Origin of the sequence: Bradyrhizobium sp. CCBAU 51765 (genome assembly GCF_015291725.1) — a bacterium.
GTDB lineage: Bacteria > Pseudomonadota > Alphaproteobacteria > Rhizobiales > Xanthobacteraceae > Bradyrhizobium > Bradyrhizobium liaoningense.
Genome location: NZ_CP030038.1, coordinates 3,025,047 through 3,044,426, shown reverse-complemented (window position 1 = coordinate 3,044,426; position 19,380 = coordinate 3,025,047). Strand labels below are relative to the sequence as shown.

General features: G+C 65.1%; 25 protein-coding genes. 14 read left to right on the top strand and 11 right to left on the bottom strand.

The annotated features are described in order from the left end of the window. The first annotated feature begins 14 nt into the window (after positions 1-14). Entirely contained in the window at positions 15-248 is a 234-nt protein-coding gene (locus tag XH96_RS14455) for a hypothetical protein (RefSeq protein ID WP_035680900.1), read from the top strand. A 23-nt stretch (positions 249-271) separates the two neighbouring features. Here the strand turns inward: XH96_RS14455 and XH96_RS14450 are convergent, their stop codons facing one another. Further along, positions 272-526, bottom strand: coding sequence for a hypothetical protein (locus XH96_RS14450; protein ID WP_028181102.1), 255 nt, complete (start codon positions 524-526; stop codon positions 272-274). A 106-nt stretch (positions 527-632) separates the two neighbouring features. Then, positions 633-929 carry a hypothetical protein gene (locus tag XH96_RS14445; protein WP_194393079.1) on the bottom strand — a complete coding sequence of 99 codons (297 nt, stop codon included), beginning with the start codon at positions 927-929 and terminating at the stop codon, positions 633-635. Between the two features lie 381 nt (positions 930-1,310). On the opposite strand from XH96_RS14445, the gene XH96_RS14440 reads away from it, so the two are divergent. Both XH96_RS14440 and XH96_RS14435 read left to right on the top strand, forming a co-directional pair. After that, positions 1,311-1,775 (top strand): PaaI family thioesterase, encoded by a 465-nt coding sequence (locus tag XH96_RS14440; protein ID WP_028181100.1) that lies wholly within the window; start codon positions 1,311-1,313, stop codon positions 1,773-1,775. Between the two features lie 122 nt (positions 1,776-1,897). After that, entirely contained in the window at positions 1,898-2,137 is a 240-nt protein-coding gene (locus XH96_RS14435) for a PilZ domain-containing protein (protein ID WP_194393078.1), read from the top strand. Between the two features lie 177 nt (positions 2,138-2,314). Here the strand turns inward: XH96_RS14435 and XH96_RS14430 are convergent, their stop codons facing one another. Next, complete coding sequence (locus tag XH96_RS14430; protein WP_194393077.1) at positions 2,315-2,536, bottom strand: hypothetical protein; 222 nt, start codon at positions 2,534-2,536, stop codon at positions 2,315-2,317. Between the two features lie 152 nt (positions 2,537-2,688). Here XH96_RS14430 and XH96_RS14425 point away from each other — a divergent pair, with 152 nt between their 5' ends. Both XH96_RS14425 and XH96_RS14420 read left to right on the top strand, forming a co-directional pair. Then, positions 2,689-3,093 carry a hypothetical protein gene (locus XH96_RS14425; protein ID WP_194393076.1) on the top strand — a complete coding sequence of 135 codons (405 nt, stop codon included), beginning with the start codon at positions 2,689-2,691 and terminating at the stop codon, positions 3,091-3,093. Between the two features lie 100 nt (positions 3,094-3,193). Beyond that, positions 3,194-3,526 carry a hypothetical protein gene (locus tag XH96_RS14420; protein ID WP_194393075.1) on the top strand — a complete coding sequence of 111 codons (333 nt, stop codon included), beginning with the start codon at positions 3,194-3,196 and terminating at the stop codon, positions 3,524-3,526. 76 nt (positions 3,527-3,602) lie between these two features. On the opposite strand, the gene XH96_RS14415 is transcribed toward XH96_RS14420, so the two are convergent. The 4 genes from XH96_RS14415 to XH96_RS14400 all read right to left on the bottom strand — a co-directional run bounded on the left by XH96_RS14415 (position 3,603) and on the right by XH96_RS14400 (position 8,614). After that, positions 3,603-3,959: a carboxymuconolactone decarboxylase family protein gene (locus tag XH96_RS14415; RefSeq protein WP_194393074.1), complete on the bottom strand. Its 357-nt coding sequence runs from the start codon at positions 3,957-3,959 to the stop codon at positions 3,603-3,605. A gap of 10 nt (positions 3,960-3,969) precedes the next feature. Beyond that, on the bottom strand, positions 3,970-7,194 hold the full coding sequence (locus tag XH96_RS14410) for an efflux RND transporter permease subunit (RefSeq protein ID WP_194393073.1): 3,225 nt from the start codon (positions 7,192-7,194) through the stop codon (positions 3,970-3,972). Then, positions 7,191-8,186, bottom strand: a complete 996-nt coding sequence (locus tag XH96_RS14405) for an efflux RND transporter periplasmic adaptor subunit (RefSeq protein WP_246790078.1) — start codon at positions 8,184-8,186, stop codon at positions 7,191-7,193. Before XH96_RS14405 ends, XH96_RS14410 begins: the two co-directional genes overlap by 4 nt. Before the next feature lie 128 nt (positions 8,187-8,314). Beyond that, positions 8,315-8,614: an ArsR/SmtB family transcription factor gene (locus XH96_RS14400; RefSeq protein ID WP_371740165.1), complete on the bottom strand. Its 300-nt coding sequence runs from the start codon at positions 8,612-8,614 to the stop codon at positions 8,315-8,317. A 117-nt stretch (positions 8,615-8,731) separates the two neighbouring features. On the opposite strand from XH96_RS14400, the gene XH96_RS14395 reads away from it, so the two are divergent. From XH96_RS14395 to ccoG, 4 genes are read left to right on the top strand one after another with little or no spacing between them, the layout of a single operon-like run. Further along, positions 8,732-10,018, top strand: coding sequence for an NAD(P)/FAD-dependent oxidoreductase (locus tag XH96_RS14395; protein WP_194393071.1), 1,287 nt, complete (start codon positions 8,732-8,734; stop codon positions 10,016-10,018). Further along, positions 10,015-10,458 (top strand): thioredoxin TrxC, encoded by a 444-nt coding sequence (gene trxC, locus XH96_RS14390; RefSeq protein WP_194393070.1) that lies wholly within the window; start codon positions 10,015-10,017, stop codon positions 10,456-10,458. Before XH96_RS14395 ends, trxC begins: the two co-directional genes overlap by 4 nt. A gap of 25 nt (positions 10,459-10,483) precedes the next feature. Next, on the top strand, positions 10,484-10,687 hold the full coding sequence (locus XH96_RS14385) for a DUF2892 domain-containing protein (protein ID WP_028181089.1): 204 nt from the start codon (positions 10,484-10,486) through the stop codon (positions 10,685-10,687). Between the two features lie 36 nt (positions 10,688-10,723). Beyond that, on the top strand, positions 10,724-12,163 hold the full coding sequence (gene ccoG, locus XH96_RS14380; protein ID WP_194393069.1) for a cytochrome c oxidase accessory protein CcoG: 1,440 nt from the start codon (positions 10,724-10,726) through the stop codon (positions 12,161-12,163). An 88-nt stretch (positions 12,164-12,251) separates the two neighbouring features. Here ccoG and XH96_RS14375 read toward each other — a convergent pair whose 3' ends face one another. Next, a complete protein-coding gene (locus XH96_RS14375) occupies positions 12,252-13,115 on the bottom strand; it encodes a transglutaminase family protein (protein WP_194393068.1) in 864 nt (287 codons plus the stop codon). A 181-nt stretch (positions 13,116-13,296) separates the two neighbouring features. Here XH96_RS14375 and XH96_RS14370 point away from each other — a divergent pair, with 181 nt between their 5' ends. Further along, entirely contained in the window at positions 13,297-14,232 is a 936-nt protein-coding gene (locus XH96_RS14370; protein WP_194393067.1) for a transglutaminase family protein, read from the top strand. 106 nt (positions 14,233-14,338) lie between these two features. Continuing rightward, positions 14,339-15,508: a GNAT family N-acetyltransferase gene (locus XH96_RS14365; protein ID WP_194393066.1), complete on the top strand. Its 1,170-nt coding sequence runs from the start codon at positions 14,339-14,341 to the stop codon at positions 15,506-15,508. A gap of 5 nt (positions 15,509-15,513) precedes the next feature. Here XH96_RS14365 and XH96_RS14360 read toward each other — a convergent pair whose 3' ends face one another. Both XH96_RS14360 and XH96_RS14355 read right to left on the bottom strand, forming a co-directional pair. Continuing rightward, on the bottom strand, positions 15,514-16,179 hold the full coding sequence (locus XH96_RS14360; RefSeq protein WP_061026198.1) for a DsbA family oxidoreductase: 666 nt from the start codon (positions 16,177-16,179) through the stop codon (positions 15,514-15,516). Positions 16,180-16,249: 70 nt separating this feature from the next. Further along, the gene (locus XH96_RS14355) at positions 16,250-17,071 is read right to left on the bottom strand and encodes a helix-turn-helix domain-containing protein (protein WP_194393065.1); all 822 of its coding nucleotides are present in this window, start codon (positions 17,069-17,071) and stop codon (positions 16,250-16,252) included. Between the two features lie 101 nt (positions 17,072-17,172). Between XH96_RS14355 and XH96_RS14350 the strand changes: the two genes are divergently transcribed. Then, entirely contained in the window at positions 17,173-17,403 is a 231-nt protein-coding gene (locus tag XH96_RS14350) for a hypothetical protein (protein WP_194393064.1), read from the top strand. 38 nt (positions 17,404-17,441) lie between these two features. Beyond that, entirely contained in the window at positions 17,442-17,840 is a 399-nt protein-coding gene (locus tag XH96_RS14345) for a hypothetical protein (protein WP_194393063.1), read from the top strand. A gap of 169 nt (positions 17,841-18,009) precedes the next feature. Here the strand turns inward: XH96_RS14345 and XH96_RS14340 are convergent, their stop codons facing one another. Further along, positions 18,010-18,576: an SET domain-containing protein gene (locus tag XH96_RS14340; protein WP_194393062.1), complete on the bottom strand. Its 567-nt coding sequence runs from the start codon at positions 18,574-18,576 to the stop codon at positions 18,010-18,012. Between the two features lie 163 nt (positions 18,577-18,739). Between XH96_RS14340 and XH96_RS14335 the strand changes: the two genes are divergently transcribed. Beyond that, entirely contained in the window at positions 18,740-19,345 is a 606-nt protein-coding gene (locus XH96_RS14335; protein WP_194393061.1) for a hypothetical protein, read from the top strand. Positions 19,346-19,380 lie beyond the last annotated feature (35 nt).

Here is a 19,380-nt window from a genome sequence, read left to right as displayed (position 1 = left end):
GATCGGTGCCTGCCATGCCGCTCTATTTCTTTCGAATCCGCAACGGCCGTTATTCCGGCTGCGCCGACCAGGCGACGGAATTTGCCAATCGCGATGCGGCCTGGAAGGAGATGACCAGCGTCTGCGCCGACATGACCGCCGGCATTGCCCGCAAGCTCCAGGAAAATTCCGAATGGCAGATGGAGCTGCTGGACGAGGCCAAGGAGCCGGTGTTCCGGATCCGCATCGTTGCCGAAACCTTCGACTAGCAAGGACTTTGGATCAGGCCGTGTCAGTCCGCGCTGGGCAGCCGGCGCATGGTGAACTCGATGTCGCCGCCGGGCAGTTCGCGCCAGGTCTCGACCGCACTCATGTAGCCGGCCTTGGGGTAGCGGGCGAAGAAGGCCTGCGCCCTTTCCCGCGCCGCCGCGCGCGGCAGCGTGAAGGTCTCGCGCAGATAGCCGTCACCAGCCGCCTGGCCCGGCTTGCCGGCCATCTTGCGCCGGCGCGCCATCCGCTCGGCGAGATCCCGCGGACGATCGGCCATGTCCTGTCCTCCTCTACGCGCTCCGCTCTCAGCCAAATGTAGGGCGCGGGCCGGATCAAGAGGAGTCCTGTCCGAAGGCCTCGTGTCGCCCCCGGACGGGCTGCGGTCAGTTGGCGGCAGTGCCGCTCTTGGTCTTCTTCGGCGTACCGGTGACGGCCGATGCCTTCGGTCCCGCCGGCTGCTTCGGCGGATCGGAGCGCATGCCGCCCCAGGGATCGTTGGACGCCTTGGAATCCGGAATCTTCTTCAGCGTTTCCTTGTAGGCCTTTTCACGCTCGGCTTCGGCGGCCTTCTCCTCCGGGGTCTTGCTCGGGGCATCCTGCAGCAAATTGAGATTGGGCATTTGCGCGTAGGCAGGTCCCGCCAGCACGGCCAGCACCGCGGCCAAACGGAAAAGCTTCATCATCTACTCCTTGATCATCCAGGCGCGCGGATCGCTCGCGCCGTGTCATCCTTGTCTCAGCCCGGTCGCAACCTGAGGCCGCTCAAGGCCGCGTGGGCCCGCTAGAGCCGATCCGATCTGCACGATTTGGGGGCATGCAGCCAGTCGTCCCAGATCGGGCCGCATTTGGTGCACCCGCTCAGCGCGAGACCGATCGCGACCATGCCAACGACGAGGACACACCGACGCAACATCATCCACCCGTACCCAAGCAGGGCATCATACCGGGCCAAGTCAGGCAATTTCAAGCCGACGGGACCGGCGCGAGACCGGGTGACTTTGCCGCGCCGATGCGCGCACAATGAGACGAAACACCCGGCAACACAGGAGAGCGCGACAGCAATGCAAATGCAGCCAGAAGCCGAGTTCGGCCTCGCCGACGCCCGCCGCATCCTCGGCGAGGTCTTTGCGCCCTGGGTCCAGGATCTCAACCTCGCGGTCGAGCGCATCGAGCACGCGCAGCCGGCTGACGTGCCGGACTGGCAGCCGGGCGCGCTCCTGCGCATGCCGTTTTCGGAGCGACTGTGCCGGAACGGCGGCGTGGTCTGCGGCCAGGCCCTGATGGCGCTTGCCGACACCGCCATGGTGATCGCGATCCTCGCTGCCAACCGCGGCTACCGCCCCATGACCACGGTCGACCAGACCACGCATTTCATGCGCGCGGTCTCCTCAATGGACGTGCTGGCGGACGCGCGCGTGGTGCGGCTCGGGCGCACCATGAGCTTTGGCCGCGTCACGCTGCTCTCCGCCGCCGACAGCAAGCCGGTCGCGATGGTGTCGAGCGCGTTCGCGATGCTGCCGGGGTGAACGCTCTCCGCTTCGCTGTCGTAAACAAAGTCTGAAGCACTGCGCAAGTAGCGCCAGTATTGAGTTTAGTTCAATGTAATTTCTATGCACTAATTCACAATCATCAGCAGGACCTGACGCGGATGATCGAGAAGCGCGCATCGCAACGTCACCGTGTTTTCAAAGGTGGAACGATCACCTTCGAAAACGGCGGCATCGCTTGCACGGTGCGAAACATGTCGGCAGGCGGCGCGGCGATCGACCTGGACGCCCCCGTCATGCTGCCGCAATCGTTCGAGCTCTCGATCACGCGCGACCGTTTTGCACGGCATTGTCGCACGGTCTGGCGCAGCGACAAGCGCGTCGGCCTCGCCTTCGTGTAGTCGTGCACACGGTGTGAATGAGCGTTCGCATCGTACGCGCGATGCCGCAAGAAGTCGTCCGCCGGGACGATCGATCATGCGCGACCAAGGCGACGGCGCCTCGCGGCTTGGCCGCGCTACAAACAATGGGAGTGCGCGCGCGGCCGAAATCAAACCGGCAGGTCCGCAAGCCTCACTTCATTTCGGCTTCTTGGCAGCTTCGCTCGGGCGGGCGCCGCCCCACGGGTCGTACTTGTCCTTGGGCTCGGGAATGCGCTCGAGCGCGGCCTTGTAGGCTTTCTCGTCGACCTTGGGCGTGTTGTCCGGCTTGGCTCCGTCGTTAGGCTGGCGCCGGCCCTGCGCCTGCGCCGAGGCAGCCGTCAGTGCCAAGACCGTCGCCGCTATGACCAAAATCCTCATCGGTGCAATCCCCCTCATGTGGGGTACAAACTAGCCCGCAATCGCGGAATAGCAAACGCCCACGGCTCCGCCCCTTCAGCAAGTTTTGATTGGCGCGGACTTCGTCGGATCGCATTCGTACCTATTTGTCGGTCCGCAGGGGACCTTCACGGATGTTGCGGATTATTTCTCATGCAGCGCTGCTCGGTGGCGCGCTTGGTCTCGGTGCTTGCGGCTTTGCCGACAGCCGTGCACCGGTGCCGGAATTCATGCGCATGAAGGAGGCGGAGCAGCCGCCGCCCGAAGCGCCTCCCGACGTCAAGCGCTTGGTGCGCGAGCAGATCGACGTCGTCTTTCTCGCAACGTCCTATCCGCGCGAGGTGCACGTCGCCCCGCCCCGTCGCGAGGTGCGAGGAACGGGCTGGACGGCGTGCGTCCGCGCGCAGCTCACCTCCGCGACCGGCACGCCGCTCGGTGCCCAGACCTACGTCGTGACGATATCCGGCGGCAAGATCGTGGACCGCCGCCGAGCGGAAGAGGACGACATCTGCCGGACGGAGTCCTACGAGCGGATCTAGGAACCCCTTGATGTGCGGTTCCGGGAAAAACAAGCATCTCTGCGGGAACGATCACAGCCTCCCCTTCTTGTTACCGCCGAGGGCAGTCTCGGAGGAGGACATGATGAGGACGTTTACGATGGCCCTGGTGGCGGGCTTCGGCGCTTTGGCAGCCGCGTCGGGTGCGAAGGCTTCCGATATCTACACGACCAGCGAATACACCAATCCGGATCTCGTCCAGCAGGTGCGGCTCGTCTGCGACGACGCCGGCCGCTGCTATCGCACGCGCGGCGGTTCACGCGTGATCGTACGCGATTCCTACAACTACATGCCGCGCGACCGCTATTACGAGCGCCGGACCTATCATCGCCATTGGGACGACGGCCCGCGCGCCGGAGTCGGCATTCGTGCGCCTGGCGTGAGCGTCGGGGTCGGTGTCGACGACCGCTGGTAATCGATCAACGATGAGCGGGACCGGACGAGATGAATCGCCCGGTCCCGTTCGCATCATCGTGTCAGGCGACCGGCAACTATACGGCTGCCGATTGTTGCTGGAACTGCTCGTAGGCCGCGATCGCGTCCGCGGCGTACATCAGCGACGGCCCGCCTCCCATATAGACGGCCATGCCGAGCGTCTCCTCGATCTCCTGGCGCGTCGCACCGAGCCTGACCAGCGCCTCGGTGTGAAAGCCGATGCAGCCGTCGCAATGCGCGGCGACGCCGATCGCCAGCGCGATCAATTCCTTGGTCTTCTTGTCCAGCGCGCCGTCGCGCGTGGCGGCCTGAGCGAGTAAGGCAAATCCCTTCATGGTGTCGGGAATGTCGCTCCGCAGCTTCTTCAGATTGGCCGAGATGTTCCTGGTGATATCGACGTAGTCCTTGTCCATCGGTTCCTCGCTAGCTGGATCTGGCTGTGGGTGGAGCCTCTTCGCGCGGCGCGCGCAAGGCGATATAGATCGCGGGAATCACCAGCACGGTGAGCAGCGTTGACGAGGCAAGCCCGAACAGGAGCGAGATCGCCAATCCCTGGAAGATCGGATCGAGCAGGATGGTTGCAGCCCCGATCATGGCCGCGAGCGCGGTGAGCAGGATCGGCTTGAAGCGGACGGCACCGGCTTCCAGCACTACGTCGCGCAGCGACTTGCCCTCGGCGCCGCTGTGCCGGATGAAGTCGACCAGCAGGATCGAATTGCGCACGATGATGCCGGCCAGCGCGATGAAGCCGATCATCGAGGTCGCGGTGAACGGCGCCCCCAGGAGCCAGTGCCCGATCAGGATGCCGATCAGCGTCAGCGGGATCGGCGTCAGGATCACGAGCGGCAGACGGAAGCTCCTGAACTGGGCGACGACCAGCACGTAGATGCCCAGGATGGCTGCGCCGAAGGCCGCCCCCATGTCGCGGAAGGTCACCCATGTGATTTCCCATTCGCCGTCCCACAACAGCGTCGGACGCGACTCGTCCGACGGCTGGCCGTGCAGGCTGATCGCAGGCTTCGGCAGCTTGCCCCAGTCATGGGCATCGACGCGATCGGCGACCGCGAGCATGCCGTAGAGCGGCGCCTCGAAGCGCCCGGCAAGCTCGGCCATCACCATGTCGGCAAAGCGGCCGTCGCGGCGGAAGATCGTCGGCGAGCCCTCCTCCATGGTCGCCTTCACGACCTGACCGAGCTCGACCACCGTCTTGCTGCCGGGCAATGTATTGGCTGGCACCGGCGTGGAAGCCAAAGCCTCGTCCCAGACCAGGTCGCGCTTTCCGAGATGCACCGCGATCTCGATCGGGTTGCGGTCCTCACCGCGATGCGAATAGCCGATCGAGGTGCCGCCGAACAGAGCCTGAATGGTGTCGTAGACGTCGCGCTGCTCGACGCCGAAGAATTCGAGGCGGTCCTGGTCGATCGAAAGCCGCAGCCGTGGCCGCTTCTCGCCGATGGAATCGTCGATATCGACGATGAAAGGCACGTCCGCGAAGATCTTCTTGAGCTCGGCCGTGACCGCCCGGCGCGTGGCCGCATCGGGACCGTAGACCTCGGCAAGCAGCGTCGACAGCACCGGCGGGCCGGGCGGCACTTCGACCACCTTGATGCTGGTGCCCGCGGGCGGACCGAGCGCCTTCAGCTTCTCGCGCAGCTCGAGCGCGATCTCATGGCTCGCGCGCTTGCGCTCGCCACGCGCAGCCAGGTTGATCTGCACTTCGCCGAACTCGGGCCTCTCCCGCAAGTAATAGTGCCGTACCAGGCCGTTGAAGTTGAAGGGAGCCGGCGTGCCGGCATAGGATTGCAGCGAGGTGACCTCCGGCAATTGCCGCGCAATCTCGGCCGCGCCGAACAGCGTGCGCTCGGTCGCCTCCAGGCTCGCCCCTTCCGGCAGGTCGACGAGAACGGCGATCTCGGACTTGTTGTCGAACGGCAGAAGCTTGACGGTCACCGACTTGGTCGCAAACAGCGTCATCGACAGCAGCGTCGCGACGCCGACGCCGAGCAGGAATATCCAGGCCGACCGCTTGCTCCGCACGATCGGCGTGGCGAAGCGCCGGTAGAGCCGGCCGAGTCGGCCTTCGTCGTGGGCCGCATGTGTCGGGGCAATGTCGCCCTTCGGCGCGAGCTTGAGCATCAGCCAGGGTGCCACCACCATCGCCACGAAGAACGAAAACAGCATGGCAGCCGACGCATTGGCCGGGATCGGCGCCATATAGGGGCCCATCAGGCCTGACACGAACAGCATCGGCAACAGCGCCGCGACCACGGTCAACGTCGCGACGATGGTGGGGTTGCCGACCTCCGCCACCGCCTCGATGGTCGCCTGCAGGCGCGGCCGGCCGTCGCGCATGGCCCAGTGCCGCGCGATGTTCTCGACCACGACGATGGCGTCGTCGACGAGAATGCCGATCGAGAAGATCAGCGCGAACAGGCTGACGCGGTTGATGGTGTAGCCCATCAGGTTTGCGGCGAACATCGTGAGCAGGATCGTCGTGGGAATCACGACGAAGGTCACCAGCGCCTCGCGCCAGCCGATCGCGATCGCGATCAGCACGACGATCGAGATCGTTGCGAGCCCGAGATGGAACAACAGCTCATTGGCCTTCTCGTTGGCGGTCTCGCCGTAGTCGCGCGTCACCGTCACCTGGATATCTTCGGGAAGAAGGCGCGACTTCAGTCCTTCGAGGCGTTCGGCGATGCTCTCGGACACGACGACCGCGTTGGCGCCGGCCCGCTTGGCCAGCGCCAGGCTGACGGCAGGCGTGCGCGTCCACCGTCCGGCGCTGTCACGTGATTCGGTCCAGACCCGATGCTCGACGGTGCTCGGGCCGACGATGACGGAGGCGACGTCCTTGACGTAGACCGGCCGGCCGTCGCGGCTCGTGATGAGCAATAGTCCAATATCGGGAACGCCGGACAGCGTCTGGCCCGCCGCGACGCTCCGCACGATGCCGGCATCGCGGACCTGGCCCGCCAGGAACGAGCGGTTGGCGTCCTTGACCTTGGCCACGAGCTGCTGCAGCGTGATGCCGAACAGCGACAGCTTCTCCGGATCTGGCTCGACCCGGATCTGTTGCGCCGCGCCGCCGGATATGTAGGTCAGGCCGATATCGTCGACCTTCATCAGTTCCGCACGCAACTTGTCCGCGAGCTCGTAGAGGTCCTTGTCGGTCCAGCGGCTGGCAGCTTCCGGCTTCGGCGACAGCGTCAACACCGTGACCGCGACGTCATTGATGCCTCGGCCGACGATCAGCGGCTCGGGAATGCCGACGGGAATGCGGTCGAGATTGGCGCGGATCTTCTCGTGCACCCGCAGGATGGCGTCCTCGGACTTGGTGCCGACCAGGAAACGCGCGGTGACCATCACGCGATCGTCCTCGGTCTGGCTGTAGACGTGCTCGACGCCGTCGATGCCCTTGACGATCGATTCCAGCGGCTTGCTCACCAGCTCCACCGCGTCCGGCCCGCGCAGGCCGTCGGCATTGACACGGATGTCCACCATGGGAACGCTGATCTGCGGCTCCTCCTCGCGCGGGATCACCACGACAGCGATCAGCCCCACGACGAGCGCCGCGAGCAGGAACAGCGGCGTCAGCGGCGATGCGATGGTCGACTTGGTCAACCGTCCCGAGAGCCCGAGATTCACGGCCGCACCAATTGGTCGCCGGCTGAAATGCCGGACAGGATCTCGAGCCCGTCGGGGTGCGCCGGCGTCGGCAATTCGCGGCCACGCTGCACCGGTACGTCTATCGTGCCGCTGTCCTTCTGCAGCCGAACATAGTCAATGCCGAACCGGCTCGTCACATAGCTCGACGGGATGACGAAGGCCGGTCGCATGCCGCCGGAGATCCAGACCCGCAAGCGGTCACCGACGAAATATTCGCCGAGGCCCTCGACGGTCGCATCCGCAATGACGCGCCCCTCCTCGATCTGAGGATAGACGAGGTCGATGACGCCCGATTTGGCGGCTTCTCCGACGAACTCCGCGCCATCGACGCGAATCCTGTCGCCCGCCTTGAGCAAGCGCGCATGCCGCTCCGGCACGCGAAGCCGCAGCTTGAAGTTCTGTTGGGCGACGGTGACGATCGGATCGCCCGCGAGCACGACGGATCCTATCGTGATCAACCGCTTCAGCACGCGACCATCCGCCGGCGCGAGTACCTGACCCTGGTTGAGCTGCTCGTTGATCACCGCACGTTCGGCGGTCTTGGCACGCAGGCCGTTCTCGGCGACGTTCAGCGCGGTGCGCTGCTCGTCGAGCTTGATCCGGGGCAGGATACCGCGTTCGACCAGCCCTTCGGTCCGGCTGAAGTCGAGCTGCGCCTGGTTCGCCTGCGCCTGCAGCGCCTCGATCTGCGCGTCGAGCGATCTCATCTGCAACACCAGCTTTTCGTCGCCGATGGTCGCGATCGCCTGGCCGGCGGCGACGCGATCCCCTTCCCTGACCTTGAGCTGAACCACCGTGCCGCCGATGCGTCCGCGCGCCGGCACCACGCTGGTGCTTTCGACCGTGGCGAAGACGGCCTTTTCATCGGCGATTGATTGCCGCGCGACCACGAGCGTTTCGGCCGCCGTCGCCGGTGTTCCAGACAAGCCTATCGCCGCGAAAGCAGCCAGCAGGCCAAGATAACTCGCCATACATCGCATGGGACTCTTCCGTGTCATGACCAAAGCATCACCACGCCGCTGCGCAGCTCATTTCATCTGCATCGGAAAGGGGCGTGTTGATCCTGGTCAAGGCGCCCTCCTCCGAGCTCTCCTAGGTTTCATCTGGTCCTGGCGGACTTCGGCGCGCAGAATGCCTGGTAGAGCGTCTTCAGCACCTCGCGCGCCGGCTCGCTTGCGATCGAATAGAAGATCGTTTGCGCTTCACGCCGGGCAGACACCAGACCATCCTTGCGAAGGAGCGCAAGATGCTGGGACACCGTGGAGTCCCGCAGGCTCAGGAATTCGGCGAGCTCGCCCACCGACCGCTCGCCGTCGATCAATTGGCAGATGATCAGCAGACGATGCCGGTTGGCGAGCGCCTTCAGCAGCTCGCTCGCCTGATCCGCCGCCCGTTCCATAACTTCAACGTTCATCTTCATACTTGCGTATATACGCAATTACGAATATATCGTCAAGCGCTGCACAACAGTCGGAACTGAACCGGCGGAGCGGCTTGGTCCAACGGAGGTAAACCCATGGCGGAAGTTGTCGTAATCGGAGCTGGCCTGAGCGGAACACTGATGGCCTATGAATTGCTGCCCCAGTTGAGAAAGGAGGACCGCCTCAGCGTCGTCTCGCAAGGCGCCGTCTATCATTTCGTCCCATCCAATCCTTGGGTCGCAGTCGGCTGGCGCAAGCGCGAAGAGATCGAGATTGATCTGGCAGACGTCATGAAGCGCAAGGGCGTGCGGCTGCTGACCCAGGGTGCAAGGCGCGTCCATCCGACCGAAAACCGTGTCGAGCTCGGCGACGGCACGTCGATCGACTACGACTATCTGGTCGTCGCGACCGGTCCCGAACTGGCGTTCGACGAGATTCCGGGTCTCGGCCCGCAGGGCCATACCCAGTCGATCTGCCATGTCGATCATGCCGCGCATGCCCGAGAAGCCTTCGAGAAGCTCGCGGCGAACCCCGGCCCGGTCGTCATCGGTGCCGCGCAGGGCGCGTCCTGTTTCGGGCCGGCCTACGAATTCCTCTTCATCCTGGAGACGGAGCTGCGCCGGCGGAAGCTGCGTGACCGCGTGCCGATGACGTTCGTCACCTCGGAGCCGTATATCGGCCATCTCGGTCTCGACGGCGTCGGGGACACCAAGGGTCTCCTGGAAAGCGAGATGCGGGAGAAGCACATCAAGTGGATCACCAACGCCCGCGTCGACAACGTCGCCCCCGGCCTGATGTCGGTGGAGGAGTTCGCCGACGACGGCACGTCTCGCAAGGCCCACGAGCTGCCCTTCGCCTATTCGATGATGTTGCCCGCCTTCCGCGGCGTCGAGGCGGTGCGCGGCATCGAGAAACTGACCAACCCACGTGGCTTCGTCGTCGTCGACAAGCACCAGCAGAATCCCGCCTTTCCCAACGTTTTCGCGGTCGGCGTCTGCGTCGCGATCGCCCCGGTCGGCGCGACACCGGTGCCGGTCGGCGTCCCCAAGACGGGCTTCATGATCGAATCCATGGTGACGGCGACGGCGATGAACATCGGCGCCCTGCTTCGCGGCAAGGCGCCCACGGCGCAGCCGACCTGGAACGCGATCTGCCTCGCCGACTTCGGCGACTCCGGCGTCGCCTTCCTTGCGCAGCCGCAGATCCCGCCGCGAAACGTCAATTGGTCCTCCAAGGGCGAATGGGTGCACCTCGCCAAGGTCGCCTTCGAGAAATACTTCCTGCGCAAGATGCGGCGCGGCGAGAGCGAGCCGTTCTACGAGCGCTTCGTTCTCGACAAGCTGAACATCGCCAAGCTCAAGGAGGTCCGAACCGGCACATGAGCACGACACGCCAGATCGTCTGCGGACATTGCGGACGCATCAACCGCCTGCCTGCCGAACGCGCGGCGCAAGGTGCGCGCTGCGGTGCCTGTCACCAGCCGATCTTCACCGCTCATCCGATCGAGGTGGACGAGGAGGCCTTCATCCGCCATGTCGCGAGCACCGACATTCCCGTGCTGGTCGACGTCTGGGCACCGTGGTGCAGCCCGTGCCGCGCCATGGCACCGATGTTCGAGCGCGCCGCGCAGCAGCTGGAGCCGAACGTCCGGCTGTTGAAGCTCAACTCGGACAACGCACCTGCACTGTCGTCGCGCCTCAACATCAGCGGCATCCCGACCCTGCTGTTGATGCGCGGTGGCCGCGAGATCGCCCGTCACTCCGGCGCGATGGATGCGCGCAGCATCGTCGCCTGGACTGAATCCAACCTGACCCGTTCGTAAGTCGCCAGATAAAAAGGAGCCTGCCATGAATGTCGATAAAGCCGTCCTCGCCTTTGCGGGATTCGTCGTCCTGCTCGGTCTCGCACTGGGCACCTATGTGAATGCGTATTGGTACCTGCTGACGGCATTTGCCGGGCTGAACATGTTGCAGGCCTCGTTCACGGGCTTCTGCCCGGCGGCGATCGTGTTCAGGAAGCTGGGCCTGAGCAGCGGTTGCGCGTTCTCCTGAACGCGCAACCCAGCCTGTGATGCGGGGGAATTTGCCATGACCGACGACACCTTCATCGAGGGACCTCTCTACGAGAAGCGGAGGAAGGTCTATCCGCAGTCGGTCCACGGTCCTTTCCGCCGCATCAAATGGGCGATCCTCTGCGTCACGCTCGGGACCTACTATCTGTTGCCGTTCGTACGCTGGGATCGCGGACCCGGCCTGCCCGACCAGGCCGTGCTGATCGACTTCCCGCATCGGCGCTTCTACTTCTTCTTCATCGAGCTGTGGCCGCAGGAAGTCTACTACTTCACCGGCCTGCTGATCATCGCGGCCATGACGCTGTTCCTGATGAACGCGGTCGCCGGCCGAATATGGTGCGGCTACATGTGTCCGCAGACCGTATGGACTGACCTGTTCTATGCGGTCGAGCGCTGGGTCGAAGGCGACCGGCGCGAGCGCATGCAGGGCGACAAGAGCTACTGGACGTTCGGTCACATCCGGAAGGTTGCGCTCAAGCACTTCCTCTGGATCATGATCGCATGGTGGACCGGCGGCGCCTGGGTGCTCTATTTCGCAGACGCGCCGACGCTGGTGAAGGAGCTTGCGACCTTCCAGGCGCCGTTCATTGCGTATCTCTGGATCGGCATTCTCACCGCCACCACCTACGTCTTCGCCGGCCACGCCCGCGAGCAGATGTGCATCTACATGTGTCCGTGGCCGCGGATCCAGGCGGCACTGACCGACGAATGGGCGCTCAACGTCACCTATCGCCGCGACCGCGGCGAACCGCGCATGTCGGTGAAGAAGGCGGATGCTGCCCGCGCGCAGGGCAATCCCGCCGGCGATTGCGTCGACTGCCATCAGTGCATCAACGTCTGTCCGACCGGCGTCGACATCCGCCATGGCATCCAGCTCGGCTGCATCCAGTGCGGCCTGTGCATCGATGCCTGCGACAACGTCATGCGCGAGATCGGCCGGCCCAGCGGCCTGATCGGCTACGACACTGACATCAACATGCAGCGCCGGCGCGAAGGCAAGCCGCCGATCTACCGCATCATCCGTCCGCGCACCCTGGTCTATGCCGCGGCCATCGCCATCGTCGGCAGCATCATGCTGTACACGCTCGCCACACGCGCGACGATGGACGTCAACGTGCTGCACGAGCGCAATCCGCTGTTCGTCCAGCTCTCGGATGGAGGTGTCCGCAACGACTACACCGTCCGCATCCTCAACAAGGGTCCGCAACGATCGTTCGCGATCGAAGTCTCGGGCCTGCCTGGTGCGACGCTTCGCGTTGCGGGCATCGCGCCGAGTTCCGACGGCAAGCCCGTGGTCGAGGTCGGGCAGGATCAGACCAGCGAAGTCCGGCTGTCGGTGCAGGTCGGCCCGGCCGATTTGCCGAAGACCTCGCGCGACATCGATCTCGCCATCACCGACACGGCCAGCGGCGAGCGCGCGGGTGCCCGCGACCATTTCGTCCCGGGTGACAATTAGCCACCCGGTAAGACATCTCCGGCACAGGGGAGGAATGGACAGTCAGGCCGCTCACGACCGGGACAGGAGACGCCAGGCGTCCGCCAACTCAAGCGAACAGCCGCCGCTCCCGCGCCATCGCAGGTCGGGTCGGAATGGCATCGCAGTCCCGCACCTCGTTCGTGATCACCTTGAAGTGCACGAGTTCCGCCTGGCCAAAGGCGGTCGAAATGGCGACGTCGGCTGCATCCCTGCCGCGTGCGATCACGACGCGGCCGATGCGGGGATGATTGTGGCGCGCGTCGAACGTGTACCAACGTCCGCCGATGTAGGCTTCGAACCACGCGCTGAAATCCATCGGCGCCGGATCCGGCGGCACGCCGATATCGCCGAGGTAACCGGTACAGTAACGGGCCGGGATGTTGATGCAGCGGCACAAGGTGACGGCGAGGTGCGCGAAGTCCCTGCAAACTCCGATACGCTCCTCGTGGCCTTCGGAAGCCGTCCGGTCGCTTCGCGCGAATTGATAGCCAAACTTGATATGGCCGTGAACGTAATCGCAGATCGCCTGGACGCGGTTCCAGCCACCGCTGATGCGGCCGAACGTCGACCAGGCCAGATCCGTCAGGCGCTGGGTGTCGCAATAGCGACTGCCCAGCAGATACACCAGCGCTTCGTCGGGCAGCCGGTCCAACGGGATCTGTTCGGCATGAGGCGCAACCTCGTCGGGCAACCCGCTATCCTCGATGATGAACTCGTTTCGAATATTGATCTGACCGACAGGGGCGACAAGCCGCGTGCAGACGTTGCCGAACCCATCCTCGTAATCCCTGAGCGCAACGTTCGGCGACACCCGGATGGCATGGTCGGTCAGAACGTCGCCTTGCCTTGACGGATGAACGGTCAGCATCAGCACCATCGGCACGTCCTGAAAACAGTTGAACGCAATGTCGTAGCCTGCCCGGATCCTCAAGATCGTGTCCTCTCGCATCGCCATTGATGTCGATCGACAAGCCCCGCTGGGGATCATTGGTTCCGCGTGCGCTACCGCGAACCTGCTGAAATGCAAGGCACTTGTGCGGTGTGCACACACAATTGGGCTCTTGGAACCGATGCAGAAGCAGGCTCATATGGTGCGAGCCTGAGTACAACAGATGCCCCTCTATTCCGTCCACCACAGCACGACCTACCGCTACCGGCAGCCCGTCAGACTTGGACAGCACCAGCTGCTGTTTCGTCCACGCGACAGCTTCGATCAGCGTCTGCTCGCGTGCCGACTCGCAGTGCGCCCCGAGCCGTCGGAAATCCGCTGGATCCACGATGTGTTCGGCAATTGCGTAACCCTCGTCGATTTTGCGGCCCGGACCGACGTGCTGGAATTCGAGACCACGATCCGGCTGGAGCATACACCCGAGAACGCGCCGGATTTCCGGATCGAGCCATACGCTCGCGAGCATCCGTTCGCCTACGACGAGACCGAGTTGCCGGATCTTGCACCGTACATGCTCCGGCATCATCCCGGCGACGTCGCCGTCGACGACTGGTTGTCGAAGTTCATTGCGCCCTCGGCGAGCCGGCCGACGGGGCAACTGCTGATGACGCTCAACGAAGCGATCGCCGAAGGTTTCTCCTATCGGAGGAGAACCTCGCACGGCACGCAAACGCCCGCCGAAACGCTCGACCTGCAGCAGGGAACCTGTCGCGATTTTGCCCTGCTGATGATGGAGGCCGCCCGATCGCTCGGTTTCGCGGCCCGCTTCATCACCGGTTACGTCTACGTGCCGGACCGCGACGGCCCGGCACGGCTGGGCGGGGGCTCGACCCACGCATGGTGCTCGATCTATGTGCCGGGCTCGGGCTGGGTCGAGTTCGATCCGACCAACGGGATTGTCGGAAACCGCGATCTGATCAGGGTCGGAGTTGCCCGCACGCCGGCGCAGGCGATTCCGCTCTCGGGGTCCTACTGGGGGGAGGCGGACGACGAGCTCGGAATGGAGGTCGCGGTCAACGTGAAGACGGAGACCGGCCCGGCGCCCGAGGAGACAGGCACGGCGGCGCCGGATCGGGCGGTATCCTCAACGGGACGTTAACGGGACCGCTCGAACTGATTATGTGGCCCAACGCTATTTTTCCAATCTTTGCGCTAAGGATGATCCCCTGGGACGGGCTCTGCCCGCGTAGACGGGGACGACGGACGTGGTCGACATCGCGCATCAGACAGCGGTCAATCCGGCATCGGCAAGGAATGCCGGCGCCGCGCGCGCGCTCGTTCCGCTCACGGCGATCGACCCCGGCCAGTGGCGCGCACTCGCGCAGCGCGCGGTCGAGCCGAACGGATATTACCTGCCCGCCTGGGAGCTGGCTGTCAGTGCGAGCGCGCGCGGCCGCAGCAATGCCGCGGCACTGCCGGCATTCGATGGATCTTCGACGCGGCTGATCGGACTGATGCCGGTCATCTCGCTCTGGCGCGCCCTGAAGATTCCCCTGCCCGCGTTGGTGAGTGCGCATCCCTACGGCACGCTGTGCAGCCCGCTGATCGACGGCGATGCGCCGATCGAGGCCGCCACGCGGCTGTTGCAGCGGGCACGCGAGGCCGGCGCGCATGCGCTCGTGCTGACCGACGTCGCGCTCGACGGCGCGGCGATGAATTCGCTGAAACAGGTCCTGAGCCGCGCCGGCCTGAAGCCGCGAATCCTCTCCTCCTACATCCGTGCCAGCCTCGATGCGACACAGGATGGTGAGACGCTGCTGCGCGAGGCGCTCGGCGCCAAGAAGCTCAAGGAGCTGCGGCGCCAGCGCCATCGCCTGGAGGAGCACGGGCCCGTCGTGTTCGAGGTCGCGCGCAGGCCCGACGAGATCGGGCCGGCGCTCGAGACATTCCTGCAGCTCGAAGCCGGCGGCTGGAAGGGCAAGCGCGGCACCGCGCTGGTCCAGCATGCGGGCGATGCGACCTTCATCCGCCGCGCCGTCCCCGCGCTGGCAGAGACCGCGCAATGCGAGATCGTCACGTTGCGCGCCGGCACGACGGCGGTCGCCGCCGGCATCGTGCTGCGCCACCAGGACCGCGCCTTCTTCTTCAAGCTCGGCGTCGATGAACACTTCGCAAAATATTCGCCGGGCGTGCAGCTCACCCTCGAGCTCACCCGCCACCTCTGCGCCGATCCCGCCATCGCCAGCGCGGACTCGACGGCGAGCGCCGATCACCCCATGATCAATCCGATCTGGCGCGGACGCTTCGCGATCGGCGATGTGCTGGTCCCGCTGCGCCGGCACGATCCGGTCGTGACGCTGGTTCACGCGGCGGTCGCGGCGCACGGCATCGCGTATGCAGCGGCGCGCCGCGCAGTTCGCCTGCTTCGCAGATAGAACAGCTACTCCGCCGCCTGCGCGTTGATCTCCGCCGAGACCTGGCGGATGGCGCGCGCGAGCAGGTTCGGATCCTGCGCACCGGAGACGGCGTATTTCTGCGCGAAGACGTAGGTCGGCACACCGGAGATGCCCTTCTCGGCGGCTTCCTGCGCATCCGCCGAGACGCGCGCCACGTCCTCGTCGGTGGCGAGGCGCTTGCGCACGTCGTCGGCATCGAGACCGACATCGGCGGCCGCCTGCACCAGCACGTTCACATCTGTGAGATCGCCGCCGTCGCGGAAGTACAGCTCCATCAGGCGCTGCTTCATCTCGGGCGCCTTGCCGATCGCCTCCGCCCACAGGATGAGGCGATGGCAGTCGGTCGTGTTGGGCTGGCGCGCCACCAGCTCCGGCTTGTAGACGAGGCCCTCCTCGCCCGCGGCCGCGACGACCCGCCCCGCAATGCCCTTGTAGGCTTCGACCGAGCCGAACTTCTGGGTGAGATAGGCCTCGCGGCTGATGCCCTCGCGCGGCACCCAGGGATTGAGGAAGAAGGGACGGAAATTGAGCTTGACGGGAACGTCGGGCACGAGCGCCAGCGCGCTCTCGATCCGGTGCTTGCCGATATAGCACCAGGGGCACACCACGTCGGAGACGACGTCGATCTGGAGCGGTTTCAGCGTGCTCATTTCAGCGCCTCCTTCGGGCAGGTCACGGGTTCGCCCAAAGATAAGCAGAACCCGCCCCGAGGCAAGAGCGCTAGGTCATGGCTGCCGCTATCTGCTTCAGCCGTTCGGCCGTGCGCTCGTCGGCCGGAAAGAACGTCTCCAGCGCGAGCTCCGACAACGTGATGTCCACGGGCGTGCCGAACACCATGGTGGTGGAGAAGAAACTAAGTATCTCGCCCTCGTGCCGCAGCTTGAAGGGGATGGCGACATTGTCGCTCGACAGCGGCGCCGAACGCGCCGGAATGGGATAGCTCTTCAGGTCGTTGTAGAGCTTGATCAGCTCCGGATCGGCCGTCGCCTCGCATTGGCGGTGCAGCCGCTCCAGCAGATGGCCGCACCATTCCGCGAGATTGACCGTGCGAGGCGCCAGCGCCTCGGGATGGAAGGCGAGCCGCAGCACGTTGAGGGGCTGGCCGAGCAGATGCGGCGGGACGCCGGCAAGCAGCGGTGCCACCATGCGGTTGGCGGAGACCAGGTTCCAATACCTATCCACGGCAAGCGCTGGATTGGGCTCGTGCGCTCTAAGGACGAGGTCGATCGCCCGGCGGGCTGATTTCAAGGCGGGATCCTCCAGCGGGCGCTGCGGGAACGCCGGCGCGTAACCGGCGGCGACCAGCAGCACGTTGCGTTCGCGCAAGGGCACGTCGAGGCGTTCGGCAAGCCTCAGCACCATGTCGCGCGAGGGCGCGGCGCGGCCGGTCTCGACGAAGCTCAGATGCCGCGCTGAGATCTCGGCTTCGCCCGCAAGATCGAGTTGGCTCATGCGGCGGCGCCGCCGCCATTCGCGCAAATGGTCGCCAATATGGACCGGCTGGCTGCGTTCGATACGTGCCGTGGAAGCATGTGCGTTCATGGTCGAAAACCTAGCATGCGGATTTCGGCCCTTCCATTACTCGCGAGGTAATCGAATTGGGACGCGACCGCGCGCATCTTTGGTCGCAACAGGAGACGATCATGATCCCACTGCTGCTCTATCGCACCGTTGCAGACCACGTCCTACCCTGGGCCATGGCGTTCGCAACCCGGATGCTGGCGCGCAGCCTCAACATGCCGGAGCCGCTGGTGCATTCGACCGGCGACTATGTCGTCGCCCGGGTCGTCGCCTTCGAGCACGGCGTCGGCAGGAGCCTCTGCCCGTTCCGTCTCGCCCGCCTGCTCCGCGCCCGCTGGCGCAGTCGGCGTTGAGTTTCACCCCGAGCCCACCCCAACCCAGGAGACCCAAGATGATCCAAGCCTCCACCTTCCTGCGCCGCGCACTTCTCGCCGACGCCATCTTCAGCGGCATCGCCGCGCTCGGCTTCACCTTCGCTGCAGGCGCGTTCGCGACACTGTTCAATCTGCCCGGAGCATTACTGCTCGAAGCCGGCCTGTTCCTGATCGCCTACACCGCGCTGGTCGGCTGGCTCGCCTCGCGCGCCTCCGTGCCGAGACTGCTCGTCCTGCTGGTCGTCGTCGGCAATGCGGCCTGGACGGTCGGCAGCATCGCTCTGCTGCTCTCGGGCGCGGTGTCACCGAACCTCGCCGGCGAGCTCATGGTCGTGGCGCAGGCGATCGCGACCGGCGTGTTCGCCGAGCTGCAATATGTGGGATTGCGGAAGAGCGCGAGCGTGGTGGCAGCGTGAGGCCATCACTCGCCGTCGGCTTGACCGGGCGATCCAGTATTCCGAGAAGTCAGTTGGATACGGAGAAGCCGCGGCGTCCTGGATGCCTCGCCGGAGCCTGTCATCGGGCTCGCCGTAGGCGAGACCCGGTGGCGGGGCATGACCGCGGAGCTAGAGGCGCAAATGCGGGCTATGCCCTTGCGCGACCGACCTTGCCGGCGAAGTGCTTGCCGTTCAGCTTCTTCTTTTTCGCCGACCCGACCTTCGCATCCGCTTTCTTGGCCTTGCGCTCGGCCCGCGCCTTCACCTTGGCGGCTTCCGCCCTCGCCTCGGCGCGCAGCTTCTTGCGCTTCTTCTCGCAGGAGTCGCACTTGCAGCCGATCGGCTTCAGATAGGCTTTGAAATAGTCGGTGCCGTAGTCGTAGTTGATCTCCTCGCCCGGCTCGATGTTCTTGATGGCGCGGATGAAGACCTTGCGCTCGCGCGGCCGGACGTCGGATTCGGCGTTGGGCCGGCAGGAATGGTTGATGTAGCGCGCGAGGTTCTTGCGCACCGACCCGTCGATGGTCCAGCGGCCGTTGAGCTCGAACAGATATTTGTTCTCGATCTCGTCCTGCTCGGGAATCTTGGAATCCAGGATCGGTCCGAAATAGCGGATGATCCGGGTGCCCTTCTTGATCGGCTTGGTGGCGAAGAGGCCGAGCCCGGTCTTGGAACGGCCGACGCGATAGGGTTTGTTCGAGGATGTGGCTGGCATGATCAGGAGTACGAAGGCGCGAACAAGGCTGGAGGAGCCCAAGCGAAGCCGCTCTTCTAGAACGATTCCGTGCCGCTGTCAGGTGTCTGGCGGTGCTGTTTGAACCTTGCCCACAGTCAAGGCGTCTGATGGTACGAAGTTCCAGCTGCCTCGAAGTGTCATCATGATCCGTATGACCGCCCCATCGCTCACCGCGCTGCTGATCTGCGCCGGCCTCGGCTGCGCCAACGCCCAATCCGTGGGCAGCAGCTACACCTCGACGGCGCCAAAGGACTGCCGCCAGATCGGCAAGCCCAGCGACCTCGACGGCAGCACCACGCGGGTGTGTCCGGGCAAGGACGGGCTCGTGGTGCTGATCGCCGAGGATGATCTGCGTGAGATCGTCTCCGTCGGCCGCAATCGCAGGCAAGCGGCGGAGGAGCCGGCAGCCAACGTCTGGTTCGCGCCGTTCAACTCATCCGAGAGCACCGTCGAATGGCGCGCTGCCGGCGAAAAGCCGTTTGCGATCATCCAGCGCTGGCACATCGCGGACAACGCCGATCCCGACAGGCAGGGACGGCCGAAGACCAAGGCCATGCTGGTGGTGACCCGGCTGCCGCCGGGCCCGGTCTGCCACGTCGCCTATGTCGACGCGATCGCCAACCCGACGGCCAATGAGCTCGCCCGCAAGGCCGCGGACGATTTCGCCCGGGGCTTCACGTGCGGAAAGGACAAGGTGAAGATCATCGGCACAAGCGGGCGCGCCGTCGAACTGGCCACGATGCGCTAGCCTCTCGCCCTGGCGAGGCGATGGACGCCTCACCA